Origin of the sequence: Actinoplanes sp. NPDC051470 (assembly GCF_040682035.1) — a bacterium.
GTDB lineage: Bacteria > Actinomycetota > Actinomycetes > Mycobacteriales > Micromonosporaceae > Actinoplanes.
On sequence record NZ_JBFBAA010000007.1, the window covers coordinates 284,626 to 300,397 of the forward strand.

The window sequence follows — 15,772 nt, forward strand, 5'->3', positions numbered from 1 at the left end:
ACGACGATGACGCACCCGATGCGTGTCGCGCTCGCAACGTTCGCTGTTGAGGAATTCGCTGTTCTCCACGCGGCATGCTTCGAAGCCGGTCACATCCCCGTCGCGTACGTGTACTGCCGTTCGATGAAGCCGAACAGCTACACGGATGCGCACGCTGCCGCGACGGCCGGTCAGATCGTTGAGGCGTTACCGCCAGGAATGGATCTGCTGCTGCCGGGTTCTTCTGAGAGCCTGGCGGAGGCGCTGGCCGGGTACCGGTTGGACCTGTTGGTGGTGTACGGCTTCAACTGGAAGCTCCCGGTCTCGATGCTCGGTACTCCCCGGTTCGGCGTGGTGAACATCCACACGTCTCTGCTTCCCCATTACCGAGGGCCGGCGCCGGTGTTGTGGGCCATTCGCAACGGTGATCCGGAGATTGGCGTGACGATCCATCGGATGGATGAGCGGTTCGACACCGGCCCGATCCTCGCTCAGCGTGGCGGCATTCCGCTCGACGAGGACGTCACCCCGCAACTGCTTTGGCCGCGGATCCGTCCTGTCCTGCGCGACTTGCTCACCACGGCCCTGGACATGGTGGCGAGGCAGGCTCCCGGTACACCGCAGGACGATTCCGAGGCGTCGTCGGCGGGGTTCATCGAACCGGAGTTCTCGGTGGTGGACTGGTCGCGGTCGGCGCGTGAGGTACACAACCAGGTAAGGATGTTCGCGTTCATGGGCCGCGACCACGCGCCCGTGGCCCGGGTCGGCGAGCAATGGTTGGCGGTGTTGCGCACCCGCTTGGAGCCGGCGGACGGCATCCGAGTGGAGTGCGCGGACGCGCCGATCTGGATCGTGGAGTCCGTGCCGGCTACCGATCCCGCAGCGCCTCGGTAAGAAGTCGGCGTAGCGCCGTGGCTCGGGGGTCGTCGAAGTCACCGAGCAAGTCGCGGGCCTGCTGCCACGCGCCCGTGTCGCCGGTGGCGCGGCCGAGGTGGTGCAAGGTTTGGGCAAGGTTCCACCGGTCGTTCAGGTCGCGGTGGGTGGCGGCGGCCGTGCGATAGAAGTCTGCGGCGTCGTCGGCGCGGCCCATCTCTTCGTAGGCTTGGCCGGCGCCATCTTGTGCGAAGGCTTCCCGGCTGCGGTCGCCGAGCTGTCGTTGGATGACTGCCGCCCGCTGGTAGGACACCAAGGCGTCGGCGGGTTGCCCGGCAGCGCGTTGCACGGTGCCGAGTTCGACAAGCCAGTGCGCCTGCCAGACCTGGTTCTCCTTGTCCTCGGCAATGCGAAGCGCCTGGTCGATGTAGGCGCGGGCCGCTGCGTGGTCGCCGAGTTCTCGCTGTGCCCAGCTGAGGTGGAACAGGGCGTTGCCTTCGCTGGCACGGTCGCCGAGTTCCCGGAACACGGCCACAGCTTCGATCAGGGTGTCCGCTGCAGCCTGTGGCTGCTGCACCTCGCAGAGGGCTTCGGCGAGGTTGCTGCGCATCAGTGCTTCCCAGCGCCGGTCGCCAAGGTCGCGGAAGATGGCGCCGGCCTGCTCGAAGAAGGTCCGGGCGTCGTCGAGCCGGCGGCGGCGCAGGCCGATCAGACCCAGCGTGTTGAGGGAGACGGCTTCGCCGAACCGGTCGCCGAGGCTTTGCCGGATGGCCAGGGCGCCGCGGTGGCTGGTCTCCGCCTCGTCGAGTCGGCGGGACTGGAAGTACGCCCGGCCCAGGCTTTCCAGGGCTTCGGCCTGTCCCGCGTGATCGCCATCTTGTTCGGCGGAGTCGACCCCGATCGTGCTGGTGGCAAGCCAGTCGTCAAAGGCGTTCTGGTGGATGTAGATGCCGCGCAGGACGGCGGCGAGCCGCCAAGCGATGGAGTGCAGGCCAGCCTCGGCCGCGGCCCTGGTTGCGAGGACGAGGTTTCTGCTTTCGGTCTGGTACCAGCGCAGCGCGGTTTCGTGGTTGTCGAAGGCGAGCGGTGCCACGTCGGTCGGGATCGCCTGCGTCAGCTCGTACCGGTCGAACACGGTGATGCGGGTAGAGGCGGCGTCGACGGTGTGCAAGTACCAGTTGAGGATCCGCTGACGGACCTCGGCCTGGGCGTCGAGAGTCTCGAGGTGGTGGACCTGATCGACGGCGTACGCGCGAAGCAGATCGTGGAACTCGTATCGGCCGGGTGCCGGCTGTTCCAGCAGATGCGCGCCGACCAGAACATCGAGTTGCTGTCGTGCCTGCGCGACGCTGATCCCGGCGAGTGCCGCAGCGGCCGGCAGGCCGAACTCGTTGCCGGGGTGCAGACCGAGGAGCCGAAACAATCGGGCCGCGGGTTCCGGCAAGGCCCGGTAAGACCAGGCGAACACCGTCCGGACCGCGTCGGCGTCGGCATCTCCCTCGGCGGTCAGCGCGTCCCACAACCCCGACTCGTCGCGCAGGTCAGCGATCAACTCGTCGAGCCGCATCATCGGCCGGCTCGCGGCCCGTTCGGCGGCGATGCGTAGCGCGAGGGGCAGGCGTGCGCAGAGCTGGGCGAGCTCGACCAGCTCATGGCGTTGATCCTGGCCGCGGTACCGGGCGGTCAAGGTTCCCAGCAGAGCCACGGCGTCTTCCTCCAGCAGGATGTCCAGGCCGAGCCGGTACGCGCCGTCGCGCGCGACCAGCCCGGACAGCCGGCTCCGGCTGGTCACCAGGACCAAGGAACTGGCGGTTCCGGGCAGCAACGGCCGGATCTGACCAGCAGTAGCTGCGTTGTCCAGGACCACCAGCATGTGCCGGGCTGCTAGCAGCGAGCGGTACAGCGAAGCTCGCTCGTCCAGGCGGACCGGAATCGCCGTGGCGGGAACGCCGAGGTCGCGCAGGAACCGGTCAAGGACCTCATCCGGTACGGCCGGCTCACCGGGGTCGTAGCCGCGCAGGTTCACGTACAACTGGCCATCAGGAAAACGGTCGCGGACCCTGTGTGCCCAGTGCAGCGCCAACGATGTCTTGCCTACTCCGGCGGTGCCCGTGATGACGGTGACAGCGGCGGCGTGCGGGTCGTCGGGCTGAACGCCGGCCGCGCTGGTAAGGATTGCCAGCTCGGTGTGGCGATTGACGAACCCGCGCACGTCGCCAGGAAGCTGTGACGGCGTTACCGCGAAGGCCGTCTCCGAACGGTGGATATGCACTCCGCCGTGGACATCGCGGGCCTGGACGATATCGCCGGTGCTGGCGGCGTCCAGGCGATTGACGTGGCGGGCCTCATCGTCACGGTCGTCGATGGGCATCGCCAAGTCCGGGTCAGGCTCAGCGACGGCTAACGCTGACCGGGCGGCGGCAGCGCCGCGACGTGGCCAGCGAAGAAGGGCTCCAGCGGTTGACCGGCCTCGTAGAGGTCTTGGATGAACCGTCGGCAGCGCACAACGAGGTCACGGTCGACGAATTTGCGGGCGGACGCCAGCACCCCGTCATCGTCGTAGATCGCCTGATACATCACCGTGGCGCCGAGGGTGTAGATCTCTGGAAGCGCCATGTGGTGTTCGAACTCGGCGACCTGGTCCGGGCCGACGATCCGCACGCTCCCGCCGCACTGGTCCCGGATCCGTAGTGCGTGCAACTCCCACTGCAGGTATGCGGTGATCGGCTCTTCGACGACCCGCACCCGCCGCGCGACGAAACCGTGCTCCTCGACGCGACGGTGGTAGTCGGCCATGTCTGACCGGCCGGCGTCGAGCAGGCGCAGCGACTCGTCCCACTCGCCCTTCGCGAACGCTTCCCAACTGTCGTATCCCGGCTCTTTGAAGAACTGCTGACGTTCCAGCTTCCAGAAACCCAGCTCACTGATCGTCCAGAAGTTATTTTCGAAATCGGCGTAGTAGGCGTCCAGCTCCATCCGCTCGCCCACGGCGCCGTCAAGCAGGTCACGCATCGGGGATGTCCGCCTTTGCCGCGAGGATCGTCCTCCGTGGAATGATCACCAGCCGCTCGCCGGGATCGACGCTGACGCCCTCGGGCAGCCGGCCTTCGTACGACGTGGTCAGATCCGATCCGATGACCGCAACGTCGCCGTTGTCGAGCTCCCAGATGTCCGGGCAACTTGAATTTCCCGATGTCTGCCCGAGCTCATGAGACGACTTCCCTATGCGCCGAACAAATGAGGCAGAGGAATCCGCTTCCCACTTTTCCGCCACGAGATCTCTCCCCGAAATTAGGTAACCCAAAGTGACGCTACATGACGAATATGTGACAGGCAAACACCCTGACCATCGGCCTGCATCTATGCTGGCTGAGGCAAGCCGGTACGCAATCCACCCAAAGTAGCGGGAGGCTCGGTGACCGATCAGGAGCTGATGACTACGATCGCGGTCACCCTGGCGACCAAGACCGCCGAAGGGCTCGCCGCGGGCGGCAGGGCAGCGTTCGAGGCCCTCGCCCGGCTGGTACGGCTCAGATTCGAAGACCGGACGTCCACGCAAGCCGCGCTCGACGAGGCCGAGGAAGATGCCGGGACCGACTCGGCGAACGACGACCGCATCGAGACTCTCCGCCAGGAACTGGCGCAAGCCGTGGCGGATGACCCTGCGTTCGAGGTGGAGCTGCGAGACCGTTGGCGAGCGCTCTCACCCCATCTGAACGCCAGTGAGGGCGGCGTGATCAACACCGCCACCGGCACCGTCGAGGGAAACGTCGTGCAGGCACGCGACGTGCATGGCGGCATCTCCTTCGGCGCCTCCCGCCGAACAGAGCGTTGAGCCCGGAATTCGGTTACGACGGCCGTCCGGCTTCCGAGATGAGCGGGATCGGGAAGTCGCCCGTGTCGGGTGGGTTGACCGGGATGCCGGCCACGGTAAGGAATGATCCCAGCATCGCGGCGAGCCCTTCGACCTTGTCTTCTTCAACGAACGCGTAGCCGGAGTCGGCGAAGCAGTCGGCGACCTGTTCGGCGATGTGCCGAAGCACGTCATGGTCGTCGGCGCTCATCGGACCCCGCTCGGCCACACGTTCACTGTCTGCCGCGACGGCTTTCATGATCGGCTGCGCCACCGTTGGCCGGGAGTCATCAAGGCACGTTCGGCTGGATTGATCACGCTGTAGACCTCGGTGGGCGTGTTCCAGTCGGCCGTGTCCCGCTGCCCGCGCAGCGACAGCATCACCGGCGGTGGTTCGGCGGTCGCGGTGTCCGGACACGGATACCAGGCGCACCCGCATCGACATTTCGCGCGCCACGGGGTGAGCCAGTGACGTTTTGGGCGGTGTCGCATGATCTCGCTCCTTCACTGAGTGTCCAACAACGCCGTTCGCGTTGCGGTCTCAGTTGACCAGCGCAGACGGAAGCCGGGAACGGTCGCCAGCCGTGTACACCGCGAACCTGGGCGACAGCCCGTGAACTGTGTGAATGCGCGTCCACGCGGCCCCGTTGACCGGTATCTGCGCGCAGGATGGGCTGATGCGGGTGCTGGTGTTGGGCGGTTCCTGGTTCGTGGGCCGCGCTGTCGTGGCGGACGCCGTCAGGCGGGGTCACGAGGTGACGGTCTTCAACCGGGGTGTTTCGCAGGCGGTGGTGCCGGACGGGGTTCGGCAGGTGACCGGTGACCGTGAGGTCCTCGCCGACCTGCGGACATTGGCCAGGCGGGGACCGTGGGATGTCGCCATCGACGTGGCCGGCAGTGTTCCGGCTGTCGTCCAGCGCGGTGCGACAGTGCTGGCCGATGTCGCCGAACGGTGCGCGTTCGTCTCGACGATCTCGGCCTACCGTGACTGGCCGCACGCCCCGGTCGACGAGACGTCAACGCTGTGGGCCGGCGACCCCAGCGCTGATCCGGCCACGCGCCGGTGGGAGCCGGATGCCTACGGTCCGCTCAAGGTTGGATGCGAGGTCGCCTGTCAGGCCGCCTTCGGCGAGCGGCGGCTGCTGACGCTGCGCCCGCAGGTGGTGCTCGGCCCGTACGAGTATGTGGGGCGGCTGCCTTGGTGGCTTTCTCGGCTGCGTCGTGGCGGTCAGGTCCTTGCCCCCGCACCGGATCGGGACGTGCAACCAGTCGATGTGCGGGACCTGGCCCGGTTCCTGGTCCGCTGTGTCGAGCAGGAAGCCGTGGGTGTCTTCAACGTCGCTCCGCGGTCGCGAGCAGCCACCTTCGGCAACATGCTGCGGGCCTGCTTGGCTGCCGTCGCCGAAGATGCCGAACATCCGGTCGAGCTGATCTGGGCTGACGAGGACTGGTTGGTCGGGCAGGGCGTAACTCAGTGGACGGAACTGCCGCTGTGGCGCAACGCCGCAGCGCCATGGTCGATGAACACCGACCGCGCGCATGAAACCGGGCTGCACTGCCGGCCGCTGGCCGAGACGGTGGCCGACACGTGGGCATGGCTGCGGGCCGGTGGCCGCGCGGTGGCGCACCAGCGGTTCGCCGAACATGGCATGGCACCCGATCGGGAAGCGCTGCTCATCCGACGATGGCTTGCCGCGCATCCTCACCCAGCCGAGGGTCCGGTCCCGCCAGCGATTTGACGAATGCCCGGTTGATCGCCGGGTCCCGCCCGGGAACGTAGCCAGACGTCGGCCGGTATCCGGAGCGGACGAAGAGGCCGAGTGCGGCGGTGTTGCGTACCCCAGTCTCGAGGATGATCTGCTCGGCGCCCCAGCCGATCGCCTGGTCCTCCAGCCATTGCAGCAGCAGCCTTCCGGCGCCACGGCCACGCAGCGCGGGCAGCAGATAGGTCTTCTTGATCTCGACGGTCGCGGTCCGGCGGTCGTGCCAGCGGCAGCCGCCGCAACCCACCGGCTGTTCGCCGTCGTACACCACGACGAAGATCCCCTGCGGCGACGCGTATTCGGTCGAGGTGAGGTCGATCGACTCGGCGAAGTCGTACCGGTCGATCTGTTCCCGGTGGAACGCCCGCAGGAGTGCGGTGCTGTCACGGTGATCCACCCGGCGGGGCATCAGCCGGATCTCACCGACGGGCACGGTGGATGCGGGTGGGCTGGAAAGATCAGCGGTCATGCCCTCGATAATGCCGCATCGAACTCCGGGAGAAAGCCGCTGACCGTGGTGGAACGCGACCGGCGAGCCAAAACGGGCCGTAGCCGGCGCAGGTAGCTGCGGCCACGCGGCGACTGCACCGTCGGCAGTAGCCCGGTGCCGGTCCGCAACGCCGCAACCGCCTCCCCGAGATCTCCCCGCAGCAAGTAGGCCCGAGCCAGGAACGTGGTGTGCAACAGTCCGGAACGGGCGTAGACAGGCCCATTGCCTGCGGCATCGCCGACCGCCAAGTCGGCGACCGAACCCCTGAGCAGATCGATTCCCTCCGACAGCAGACGCGTGCGGTGGGCGGTGGTGCGTTCGGCGAGCACGACCAGACCCTGACCGGCCTCCGCCGCCAGTTGCTGCGGGGTGAAGTAGTACAGGAACGACAGGTTCTCCCGGGACTGGCCGCGGCCGAGCAACTCGACGGCCTGATCGGCGCAGCGCCGGAACCGGCCGAGGTCCCCATCGGCGGCAGCGGCAGTCGCTTCCCTGCCGAGCAACCGTGCGCGCAGGACGGGATCGCGGTCACGGCACTCGTCGGCAGCCGCCTCGGCGAGCCGAACGGCCTGCGGCCCGTGCCCGGCGAAAGCCGAGACGTAGCTGAGCATGCCGATCGCGTTGGCAGCCCGATCGGATGCCCCGATCGTCCGGCACACGCCCACACTGAGCAGCAGGTATCGCTCCGCAGAGCCGTACCGGCTGGAGTCGAAATGCAGCCAGCCGAGCAACTGGGCAAGGTCAGCGACGATGGTCAAGAGTCGTCGGCCGGTCGCCACCTCGTAGTTGGCGTGCTGCACCAGATCCATCACGTTGCGCAGCTCCGCGGCGACGTATCGCAGACTCAACGCTCCGCCGCCATACCGGTCGTCCAGTCGCCGCAGCGCCGCCACGTGGGCACCGATCAGGTCGACCTGCTCGGCCAAGACGTATTCATGGCCACTGCGATTCTTGGCAGTCAACACGACGCCGCGCAGCTGGTCGAGGACAGCAGCGGCCAGGTCCGCGCCCGAGGCGTCCTCGACCGGGCTACCGGGCGTCGAAGAGACCATGGCCAGCTGGCTCAATTCACGGACGAGGTCATCAACATGGGTGACCGACTCCAGCCCGTCGGCGGCTGACTGCCCGGCCGCCATCTGCCCGTGACCGGGCCACAGCTGCTCGACCGTGACGGTGAAACCGAGCCGGTCGGCCAGCACCGCGGCGGCCACAGTGGGGATTGGTGCCCTCGGGCAGAAACCCCGGCGAGTCCAGGCATAGCCGGCGGTCGGATCCAACCGAAGCCGCTCCCGGCCCTGGCTGGACAACCGCATGTTGATCGCGTTCACCAACTGCCGTGGACCCCACTGCGCCAACCGGAGCAGGTCGCCCAACCCGTCAGGGGTATCACCTATCACGCCGCACCGCCCATCCATTGCATCGCACCGTAACCCGACCCGTGACAGAACGTGGGACGGTTCGGGTGCACGATCGTGGGTTCACGATGTTCACGGGCAGGTATCGACAATTCCCGGGGACCAGCTCCTGTCCGAACAGACGAACGAACCACCGGCCACGTGCGGCGGGATGCCGTGTCCTGTCCGGACGATCTCGGTTGGTCTGGTCTTGCACAGCATGTAATCGGCTATCGGCGGCTCGCCGGGCCGGGTTACATTGATGGACGTTTCTCGTAACACCAGCACCACCTTGCACACCCGCACAGGGTTCGTGCGTCCGATGGATCAGCGTCGTATGGGTGCCCACCCGCCTTCGGGCCGGTCGGCAGCGACGCCCCACCGGAGAGCGAGCCTGCCGCGTCGTTTGCTTGGCGCACCAGGTGTCCGCATGGGTGCCCACTGAGCCTTCCGGGGCAGGTCGGCGACGGATACCGCGCCAGCGTGAACGGCCCCGCCGTGTCGAGTCGTGCCAGCGGCGCGCTCCGGAGCTGCGTCCGCCGCTGAATCCTGCACTTCTCCTGATTCCCCGTTGTGGTATCGCTGCGTGCCGCCTGTCTGCACGGCCGACGCCACTTACCGACTCATCAACACCTGCTGCCCGGATCATCCTGCTTGGCACACGTCTGTTGACAACTCCACAGTGGAATCCGTTTCCCAAATTTCACGATCAATTCTGAGGAGTACTCACCGTGCCATTCCACCATCGTTGCCGATCATCGGCAGCGACCCAACGGGATCTGACTTGCGGCGTTGACAGATCCCGCCTCGATCTCCGCCCGGGACTCCGGGCGGGTCTCCAGTCGACCGTCCATCTTGAGCCGGATACCCGAACGGACCCCACGTCGGGTCTGTCAGGGCAGGTCACGGCCGCTTTCGTCGGTGGTCGTGCTGTCGCGACAGACCCTCTGTCTGGGGTCTCCCCATGGGGAATAACACCAATACCTACATCTGCTGGAGGTCGCCTATGACCGATCACGTCCTGCGGGTCCAGTCCGCCCTGACCGACCGCGACCACATCCTGCTGGGCTGGCTCGCCGACCACGGTGTGCTCACCACCGCCCAGATCGCCCACGCCCTATTCCCGTCCCTCGACTTCGCCCAGGAACGACTCCGCAAACTCACCCACCTCGGCGTGCTGGCCCGGTTCCGGCCCCAACGCCCCGACGGCGGCTCATACCCCTACCACTACGTCCTCGACCAACTCGGCGTCGACGTCGTCTCTGCCCAACGCGGCGACGAGATCCCCCGGCGCGACGCGGCCCGCCGGCGCCGCTGGCATCTGACGAACCGGGCGAACCTGCCGCACCTGCTCGGCGTCAACCAGTTCTTCACCGACCTCGCCGGCCACGCCCGCACCCACCCCGGCACCCACCTGCAACGGTGGTGGCCGGCCGCCCGGATGCAGGGCCTCGGCGCGTTCGCAGAGGACGGCGACCCGATCCAGGTCCGCGCCTACATCGCCCGGGTACGCCCGGACGGCCACGGCATCTGGGCCGACCACGACCAGCGGGTGCCGTTCTTCCTGGAGTACGACACCGGCACCGAACGTCCCCTGAGCCTGCTGACCGACAAACTGTTCAACTACGAGGACTTGGCCGGCGTCACCGGGCGCCTCTGGCCGGTGCTGTTCTGGCTGCACTCCTCCATCCGGGAACGCCACCTGCACCACCACCTCAACGAAACCCGCATCCGCATCCCGGTCGCCACCGCCGCCCGCGACCACACCGCGTCGGCAGGACTCAGCCCCGCCGACGCGGTGTGGTGGCTCCACCACCGCCCCGGCGCACCGCTACGGCTGATCGACCTCGCCACCACCGTCATCGACCGCAACACCACCAACACGGCATGACACCCCGCGTCCCGTCAAAGCCCCGGCGAGCGCATCGACGGAACATCGCACCTGTCAGGACCTGTCACCCCGGGCGGATACAGGCGCTGACAGATTCTGACCGGTCGAGGCTGCTTGCGACCCCGCCGGGCTGACAGACCACGGAGCTACCATCCCCGACCGATCGTCGTCGGGTCCACCCACAAGCCCCGCCGCGAAACCTGGAAGGAGACCGCCGAACACACACCCGCAATCGGCGCGCGGACGACCGTCCGCACCCGCCGGCTATGAGCCGGACCGTATCGAAATCCTCACTCAAATAATTAGCTCGAAAGGAGCCCGAAGCACATGAACCTGCTCGTCACAACCGTCAGCATTCTGCACCAATGTTCCGGAGGAATATGCGAACCCACGCCCCGGGCGACACCACCCGAAACGGGTATGATGACAACACCGAAACATGCGACGACGACCCTAATCCCGCACCATCGGAAACAAACCGCAAAACAACACGTCGGCGTCGCTGTGCACCCGCCACCATCAACGACGTACAGATCGAATCAATAGAAACGGTCGAAATGACGGCCGCTGAGGAAACCGAAGCCATCCACGCCCTGGCCGTCCTGATCGCCAGCTACTGGCGCACCCACCCCGACAGCACCGGATAAGCGCCCGCCGGTGGTGGACACCCGCAGGCGTCCACCACCGGCCCGGCTCCCCACCAACCCGCCACGGCCACCGGCCGTCAGTCCGTGAAGGAAACCCACCCGCTCATGGCAGCCACGACCCTGAAATTCCGGCGCGGGAAACGCCGCGCCACCAGCCTCACCAGCGAACCCGGGCTCCGCCGCATCGCGATCTACACCCGACGCTCCACCGACGACGAACACCAACCCTTCTCCATCGACGCCCAACTCGCCTCCCTACGCGCCTACATCACCTCCCAACCCGGCTGGACCCTCGTCCACGAATTCACCGACGACGCCTCCGGCGCCACCACCAACCGACCCGACCTGCAACGCGCCCTATGCGCCGCCAAAGCCGGCCAATACGACGTGCTCCTCGTCGTCCGCGTCGACCGATTCTCCCGACGCCTCTCCGACCTCCTCGATCTGCTGCACGAACTCGACGACGCCGGAGTCGCGTTCTGCTCCGCCACCGAACCATTCGACACATCCACCCCGATCGGTCGGATGCTCGTACAACTCCTCGGCGTCTTCGCCGAATTCGAAAGAGAAACCATCATCGATAGAGTGATAAACGGAATGACCACCAAAGCAGCCAAAGGAAAATGGGCCGGCGGCACCCGCCCCTACGGATACCACGTCGACCGCGACACCCAGAAACTACTTCCTAATCCCGAGGAGGCGCCGATCCTACGCGACATCTTCCGCCTCTACACAAAGGAACGCCTCGGCACCCGCGCGATCGCCACCGAACTCAACCAACGCGGCGTGCGCAACCGCACCGGGAAAACTTGGTCCGGGTACACCGTCGCCCGGATCCTCGACAACCCCGCCTACGTCGGCGACATCGCCTACCGCGACGTCCACGTCCCCGACGCCCACGAACCGCTCATCGACCGCGGCGTCTTCGAACAAGCCCGCGAGATCGCCGCAGCCCGCGCCGACGCCCACACCCAACGCGCCGCCTCGCCCAGCGAGTACCACCTCACCGGGCTAATCACCTGCCCCGACTGCGGCAACAAGTACATCGGCACCGCCGTACGAGGCCGCAACGCCCGCTACCGGTACTACACCTGCTACTCCCGCAGCCGCTACGGCGCCGCCGGCTGCACCGGCGCCCGCCTCGCCGCGGACGCCACCGACGTCGCCGTGCTGCAGGCGCTCTATGACTTCTACCAACAGGCCAGCATCCTCGAGCAGGTCATCACCACCGCCCGCCAAGAATTCCGCGACACCCACACCGACCGGCAAGCTGAACTCGACGCCATCACCGCCCAGATCAACCACACCCAGACAGCGATCGACCGCTACCACACCGCATTCGAGAACGGCACCATGGACGACGCCACCGCCGGACCCCGCATCACCGAACTCCGGCACAAGATCACCCAGTTGACCGCAAGGCGCGACGACCTCAGCGCCGGCCTCGACGCTGAACCCGCGCCGCCACCACCTGGCACCATCGACCAGCTACGTGCCTACCTGCACCACGCCATCACCGTAGGAACCTCCGGCGAACGCAAACGCGCCATCGAAGCCCTGGTGGCCGAAATCCGCATCACCCAGGAAGGCAAGGTGATACCCATGTTCAAAATCCCGACGAAACGCCACGAGATTCACATGCCAGAATCCACCGCGACGACCACCACGCCCGGTTCGCGCAATGGTCAGGTTGGTGGGGCGGACGGGACTCGAACCCGTGACCGATCGATTATGAGTCGACTGCTCTAACCTGCTGAGCTACCGCCCCGTACGTGGCGATACGTGAACGCCGCGTACCGGCGGCGATCCTATCCTCCGGTGGCCAGGGGCAGCCACTGAACTACGCGGGCACGGCGGCCGCGCCCAGGGCGGTCAGGACTGCTCCGGCTGTGCGCCAGCCGCCGGCCAAGGCGCCCTGGATGGATGGGGTGTCTCGGTGGTCGCCGGCCACGAAGAGGCCGTCGCCGATGGACACCGGCTTGCGCAGGTTGCCCTGGGGGGCGGGGGCGGCGGGCAGGGCGTGCGGCAAGGTGACGACCTTCAGCAGGGTCCAGTCGTCGGTCGGCACGCCGTACATGCGGGACAGCTCGACCCTGATCACCTGCTCGGACGCGCCGGAGGGGGCCGACACGCCGACGACCGAGGCGGCGATCAGGCTTTTGCCCAGGGGGGCGTACGAAGGGGCGGCGTTGCTCAGCACGACCGTGTTGGCGATGATCTCGCGGCGGTCGCCGTCGAGGAGCAGGGTGGGCTCGTCGATGGGTGCGTGGTCGGCGCCGAAGTAGAACGTGGTCAGGCCGTTCATCGCGGGCATCGGCAGGCGCGGCAGCAGGGTCGCGGCGGTCGCGGGGTCGGTGGCCATGATGACGGCGCGGCACGCGATCTCGCCGGCTTCGGTGATCACCTGGCCTCGGCCCACGCCGATGGTGCGGGCGTTGACAAGCAGTTGGGGGTACGGGAGGGGGCCCGCGATGGCGGCCGGCAGGGCGGCCATGCCCGCCGCGGGGACGCCGATGCGGCCGCGGGCGAACGAGCGCAGCACCATTGCCAGCACGTGGCTGGACGTGTCGAGCGACCGGTCGCCGAAGACACCGGAGAGGAACGGCCGCAGCACCTCTTCGATGAGGCGGTGGGACAGGCCGGCCCGCCGCAGCGCCTCTTGTGTCGTGCACTCGGGCTGGGCCAGCAACCGGGCCACCGGAGTTGTCGCGTACTTGGCGGCCAGCGCACCGAAGCGGAGCCGGTCGGACAGCGTCCCCACCGACGAGGTGAGCGTCTGAGGCGACGTGAACGGCTCGCGCAGCGGGTTCTCGAGGCGGTGCAGTTCACCGCCGCGGCGCACGAGGACGCCGGAGGTGAAATAGCAGAGGTCGAGCGTGTCCAGGTCGACCAGGGCGGGCAGGCGGGGGTACGCCGTGTTGAGCACCTGGAAGCCCCGGTCGAGGCGCCAGCCGTCTTCGAGGTCGGTGGCCACCCGGCCGCCGAGGCGGTCGCCGGCCTCGACCAGGAGCCAGTCGACGCCGGCGCGGTCGAGGCGGCGGGCAGCCGCCAGCCCGGCGAGACCGCCGCCGACGATGACGACGTCCACGTTCACGGGCTGCGACACAAGCACCTCACCCTGCATCATGCGACGCGGCCCAGCCTAAACCGGAAAAGGATCCGCCGCGGCGGATCCCATTGTCTAGCGGCTCCCCGAATAGGACTCGAACCTATAACCTGCCGGTTAACAGCCGGCTGCTCTGCCAATTGAGCTATCGGGGAAGGCCGTCGCCTCGAGGAGAGCTCCCCTGGCGACCGGGACAACAGTACATGACCCCCTGGCCCCCTTGTCCACGGGGTTACCCCGCGGCGCGGGGTAACCCGGTGAAATCCGGCACGAGGCATGAGCCCGGGGCACGATGGGTATGCAGGGGGCGTAGACGTAGTCACGAGCGGAGGGAGCCGCCATGCGCGGGAAGCTCATGTTCATCGGTGGTCTGGCGGCAGGCTTCGTCCTGGGCAGCCGGGCCGGCCGGGAGAAGTACGAGGAGATCCGGGCCAACGCCAAGAAGGTATGGGAGCACCCGACGGTGCAGGAAGCCGCCGGTGTCGCCCAGGCGCAGGCCACGAAGCTGTACAGCGAAGGCAAGGACAAGCTGGACCAGTCGAAGCTGGGCCAGAAGCTGCACAACGCCGACGCCGGCGAGCTGAACAGCACGAGCACCACGAGCACCACGACGTACTGATCAACGCTTATCCGGCCCGTCCTCGGTGCGAGGGCGGGCCGGAAGCATGTCGGATCAGGATTTCGAGGAGAACGCGGCGTCGAAGGCGGCGGTCGGCGCGTCGAAGGCCAGGCGCCGGACGAACTGGAGCGCCTCGGGCGCCCCGACCAGCCGGTCCATCCCGGCGTCCTCCCACTCGATCGAGAGCGGCCCGTCGTACCCGATGGCGTTGAGGGCCCGGAAGCAGTCCTCCCACGGGACGTCGCCGTGGCCGGTGGACACGAAGTCCCAGCCCCGCCGCAGGTCGGCCCAGGGCAGGTGGGAGCTCATCCGCCCGCGCCGCCCGTCGCCGGTGCGGACCTTCGCGTCCTTGCAGTCGACGTGGTAGATCAGGTCCTTGAACTCGAGGATGAAGTTGACCGGGTCGAGGTCCTGCCACACGAAGTGCGACGGGTCCCAGTTCAGGCCGAAGGCGGGGCGGTTGCCGATGGCCTCCAGCGTGCGGCGGGTGGTCCAGTAGTCGTACGCGATCTCGCTGGGGTGGACCTCGTGCGCGAAGCGCACCCCGACCTCGTCGAACACGTCGAGGATGGGGTTCCACCGGTCGGCGAAGTCCTGGTAGCCGGCCTCGATCATCGACTCGGGCACCGGCGGGAACATCGCGATCGTGTGCCAGATCGACGAGCCGGTGAAGCCGACGACGGTCTTCACGCCGAGCTTGGCGGCGGCCCGCGCGGTGTCCTTCATGCGCTCGGCGGCGCGCTGGCGTACACCCTCGGCGTCGCCGTCGCCCCAGATCGCGGGCCCGACGATGTCCTGGTGCCGCTGGTCGATCGGGTGGTCGCAGACGGCCTGGCCGACCAGGTGGTTGCTGATCGCGTACACGGACAGGCCGTGCTTGGCCAGCTGTTCTTTCTTGCGGTCGATGTAGTCGTCCTCGGCCAGCGCCTTGTCCACCTCGAAGTGGTCGCCCCAGCAGGCGATCTCGAGGCCGTCGTAGCCCCACTCGGAGGCCAGCCGGCAGACCTCGTCGAACGGCAGGTCGGCCCACTGGCCGGTGAAAAGCGTGATGGGTCGCGCCATCTTGTCGTCTCCCTTGTCGCACCTGTGGTCTACGGCGAGGGCAGCCGGACGGAAGGTGGAAGGCGGCGAGACGTCGCGACCGGCCCGGGATTGCG

Annotated in this window: 15 protein-coding genes, 2 tRNA genes and 1 pseudogene; 6 read left to right on the forward strand and 12 right to left on the reverse strand. The window is 67.6% G+C overall.

All coding sequences use genetic code 11. The features are described from left to right. Positions 1-6: 6 nt before the first annotated feature. Entirely contained in the window at positions 7-873 is an 867-nt protein-coding gene (locus tag AB0M54_RS15820; RefSeq protein WP_364471759.1) for a formyltransferase family protein, read from the forward strand. Here AB0M54_RS15820 and AB0M54_RS15825 read toward each other — a convergent pair. From AB0M54_RS15825 to AB0M54_RS15835, 3 genes are read right to left on the reverse strand one after another with little or no spacing between them, the layout of a single operon-like run. Continuing rightward, positions 848-3,223, reverse strand: a complete 2,376-nt coding sequence (locus AB0M54_RS15825) for a tetratricopeptide repeat protein (protein ID WP_364471762.1) — start codon at positions 3,221-3,223, stop codon at positions 848-850. The genes AB0M54_RS15820 and AB0M54_RS15825 overlap by 26 nt on opposite strands. A 29-nt stretch (positions 3,224-3,252) precedes the next feature. Then, positions 3,253-3,828, reverse strand: a complete 576-nt coding sequence (locus AB0M54_RS15830; RefSeq protein WP_364471765.1) for a DUF6879 family protein — start codon at positions 3,826-3,828, stop codon at positions 3,253-3,255. Positions 3,829-3,856: 28 nt separating this feature from the next. Beyond that, the gene (locus tag AB0M54_RS15835; RefSeq protein ID WP_364471768.1) at positions 3,857-4,126 is read right to left on the reverse strand and encodes a hypothetical protein; all 270 of its coding nucleotides are present in this window, start codon (positions 4,124-4,126) and stop codon (positions 3,857-3,859) included. 141 nt (positions 4,127-4,267) lie between these two features. Here AB0M54_RS15835 and AB0M54_RS15840 point away from each other — a divergent pair, with 141 nt between their 5' ends. Beyond that, the gene (locus tag AB0M54_RS15840; RefSeq protein WP_364471771.1) at positions 4,268-4,687 is read left to right on the forward strand and encodes a hypothetical protein; all 420 of its coding nucleotides are present in this window, start codon (positions 4,268-4,270) and stop codon (positions 4,685-4,687) included. 13 nt (positions 4,688-4,700) lie between these two features. Here the strand turns inward: AB0M54_RS15840 and AB0M54_RS15845 are convergent, their stop codons facing one another. Further along, positions 4,701-4,964: a hypothetical protein gene (locus AB0M54_RS15845; RefSeq protein WP_364471774.1), complete on the reverse strand. Its 264-nt coding sequence runs from the start codon at positions 4,962-4,964 to the stop codon at positions 4,701-4,703. Positions 4,965-5,382: 418 nt separating this feature from the next. On the opposite strand from AB0M54_RS15845, the gene AB0M54_RS15850 reads away from it, so the two are divergent. After that, a complete protein-coding gene (locus tag AB0M54_RS15850) occupies positions 5,383-6,444 on the forward strand; it encodes an NAD-dependent epimerase/dehydratase family protein (RefSeq protein WP_364471776.1) in 1,062 nt (353 codons plus the stop codon). On the opposite strand, the gene AB0M54_RS15855 is transcribed toward AB0M54_RS15850, so the two are convergent. Both AB0M54_RS15855 and AB0M54_RS15860 read right to left on the reverse strand, forming a co-directional pair. Next, the gene (locus AB0M54_RS15855) at positions 6,380-6,937 is read right to left on the reverse strand and encodes a GNAT family N-acetyltransferase (RefSeq protein ID WP_364471779.1); all 558 of its coding nucleotides are present in this window, start codon (positions 6,935-6,937) and stop codon (positions 6,380-6,382) included. The genes AB0M54_RS15850 and AB0M54_RS15855 overlap by 65 nt on opposite strands. After that, positions 6,934-8,331 carry a hypothetical protein gene (locus AB0M54_RS15860; protein ID WP_364471782.1) on the reverse strand — a complete coding sequence of 466 codons (1,398 nt, stop codon included), beginning with the start codon at positions 8,329-8,331 and terminating at the stop codon, positions 6,934-6,936. The genes AB0M54_RS15855 and AB0M54_RS15860 overlap by 4 nt, the downstream gene beginning before the upstream one ends. A gap of 1,027 nt (positions 8,332-9,358) precedes the next feature. On the opposite strand from AB0M54_RS15860, the gene AB0M54_RS15865 reads away from it, so the two are divergent. Both AB0M54_RS15865 and AB0M54_RS15870 read left to right on the forward strand, forming a co-directional pair. After that, the gene (locus tag AB0M54_RS15865; protein ID WP_364471785.1) at positions 9,359-10,243 is read left to right on the forward strand and encodes a replication-relaxation family protein; all 885 of its coding nucleotides are present in this window, start codon (positions 9,359-9,361) and stop codon (positions 10,241-10,243) included. A 752-nt stretch (positions 10,244-10,995) separates the two neighbouring features. Next, a pseudogene (locus AB0M54_RS15870) lies at positions 10,996-12,012 on the forward strand (recombinase family protein); the annotation flags it as partial. On the opposite strand, the gene AB0M54_RS15875 reads toward AB0M54_RS15870, so the two are convergent. The 5 genes from AB0M54_RS15875 to AB0M54_RS15895 form a co-directional block, all read right to left on the reverse strand. After that, a complete protein-coding gene (locus AB0M54_RS15875; protein WP_364471787.1) occupies positions 11,902-12,288 on the reverse strand; it encodes a hypothetical protein in 387 nt (128 codons plus the stop codon). The pseudogene AB0M54_RS15870 and the gene AB0M54_RS15875 sit on opposite strands and share 111 nt — an antisense overlap. Positions 12,289-12,378: 90 nt before the next feature. After that, entirely contained in the window at positions 12,379-12,528 is a 150-nt protein-coding gene (locus AB0M54_RS15880; protein WP_364471790.1) for a hypothetical protein, read from the reverse strand. A 53-nt stretch (positions 12,529-12,581) separates the two neighbouring features. Continuing rightward, positions 12,582-12,658 (reverse strand) — tRNA-Ile (locus tag AB0M54_RS15885). Positions 12,659-12,730: 72 nt separating this feature from the next. Next, positions 12,731-13,996 carry an FAD-dependent oxidoreductase gene (locus AB0M54_RS15890; protein WP_364320763.1) on the reverse strand — a complete coding sequence of 422 codons (1,266 nt, stop codon included), beginning with the start codon at positions 13,994-13,996 and terminating at the stop codon, positions 12,731-12,733. Between the two features lie 82 nt (positions 13,997-14,078). Then, positions 14,079-14,151, reverse strand: a tRNA-Asn gene (locus AB0M54_RS15895). A 185-nt stretch (positions 14,152-14,336) separates the two neighbouring features. Between AB0M54_RS15895 and AB0M54_RS15900 the strand changes: the two genes are divergently transcribed. Beyond that, positions 14,337-14,615, forward strand: a complete 279-nt coding sequence (locus tag AB0M54_RS15900) for a hypothetical protein (RefSeq protein WP_364320760.1) — start codon at positions 14,337-14,339, stop codon at positions 14,613-14,615. A gap of 54 nt (positions 14,616-14,669) precedes the next feature. Here the strand turns inward: AB0M54_RS15900 and AB0M54_RS15905 are convergent, their stop codons facing one another. Continuing rightward, positions 14,670-15,677 carry a sugar phosphate isomerase/epimerase family protein gene (locus AB0M54_RS15905; RefSeq protein ID WP_364320757.1) on the reverse strand — a complete coding sequence of 336 codons (1,008 nt, stop codon included), beginning with the start codon at positions 15,675-15,677 and terminating at the stop codon, positions 14,670-14,672. Positions 15,678-15,772: the final 95 nt, after the last annotated feature.